We start from the raw sequence: 797 nt of genomic DNA, 5'->3' as shown, positions 1-797 counted from the left end.
CTTTTGTTCAAAAGAATAAATATTAAGAACTTCAGATTGTGGACTTTCCTGTTTAAGAGGGGAAACAATTTCAAATCCCCTTGATAATAAATCCTTGATAGCCTGTTCAGCTTCATGCTTCCTTTGGCGACGTATAATAACCGGCTGCATTTGCCTGGCCATTATTTCTTTTCCTCTAGAACTTGTTCGGCAATAGCGACAGCCACAGCAGCTACATGAATTAATTCAGTGTATAAATTTGAAGCGTCAGAATCTTTTCCCCATCTTTGATCCTTTTGCATTGCCTGAGCAACCTCTCCGACTTCTTCAACCAGGATTTTCAACCAGTCACCATATGAATGACGTTGTTTACCCCACAATGCATCTTGTCTAAAACGTTCTGTCTCAACAGCAAGCAGCACATCATTTTTTAATTGATCATCAATTGTATTCATTTAACTTACTCCCATCCTTAAATCCTTTTTCATAAGCACCTGCAGAAAATAAAGACATGAAGAACATCCCGACCCAAGCCCCAACAATGAATGCCACCATTACGAAAATGAACATCTGCCCACCCCTTTTATTTTCTTTCTTCAAGAAAACCGGACTTCACAAAGATGTTTCTCCAAGCATGATTCAAGCGATCCTTTTCTCTTTTGGCTAGAGACTTTTTCAACCGGCGTTTTTGTTTATCCGTCATGTTTCTCCCTCGCTTTTTCTGCTTTGTAGATATCCTCCAATTCGCTCAATGTTAGTTCGTAAAGCTGCAATCCCTCCGGCGTTTTGAAATACCCCATATTTAGCAGTTCATTTTT

4 protein-coding genes are annotated in these 797 nt (G+C 39.4%); all 4 read right to left on the bottom strand.

All coding sequences use genetic code 11. The features are described 5' to 3' along the window. Nucleotides 1–161: 161 nt before the first annotated feature. The 4 genes from CVN76_RS06310 to fbpA are packed head-to-tail and all read right to left on the bottom strand — an operon-like array spanning nt 162 to nt 788. Nucleotides 162–434 carry a hypothetical protein gene (locus tag CVN76_RS06310; protein WP_100530161.1) on the bottom strand — a complete coding sequence of 91 codons (273 nt, stop codon included), beginning with the start codon at nt 432–434 and terminating at the stop codon, nt 162–164. Beyond that, nucleotides 421–549: a hypothetical protein gene (locus CVN76_RS32075; protein WP_269799994.1), complete on the bottom strand. Its 129-nt coding sequence runs from the start codon at nt 547–549 to the stop codon at nt 421–423. Before CVN76_RS32075 ends, CVN76_RS06310 begins: the two co-directional genes overlap by 14 nt. A 13-nt stretch (nt 550–562) precedes the next feature. Beyond that, on the bottom strand, nt 563–682 hold the full coding sequence (locus tag CVN76_RS06305; RefSeq protein ID WP_100530060.1) for a DUF3983 domain-containing protein: 120 nt from the start codon (nt 680–682) through the stop codon (nt 563–565). Then, nucleotides 672–788: a Fur-regulated basic protein FbpA gene (gene fbpA, locus CVN76_RS06300; protein WP_269800023.1), complete on the bottom strand. Its 117-nt coding sequence runs from the start codon at nt 786–788 to the stop codon at nt 672–674. The genes CVN76_RS06305 and fbpA overlap by 11 nt, the downstream gene beginning before the upstream one ends. Between the last annotated feature and the right edge of the window lie 9 nt (nt 789–797).

It is taken from the genome of Bacillus sp. mrc49, from assembly GCF_002803435.1.
This window is presented reverse-complemented; position numbering and strand designations above follow the sequence as displayed.

Bases quoted from the DNA above. Each gene is read 5' to 3' on its own strand.
- CVN76_RS32075 (WP_269799994.1), bottom strand. From the start codon at position 549: ATGTTCATTTTCGTAATGGTGGCATTCATTGTTGGGGCTTGGGTCGGG.
- CVN76_RS06310 (WP_100530161.1), bottom strand. From the start codon at position 434: ATGAATACAATTGATGATCAATTAAAAAATGATGTGCTGCTTGCTGTT.
- CVN76_RS06305 (WP_100530060.1), bottom strand. From the start codon at position 682: ATGACGGATAAACAAAAACGCCGGTTGAAAAAGTCTCTAGCCAAAAGA.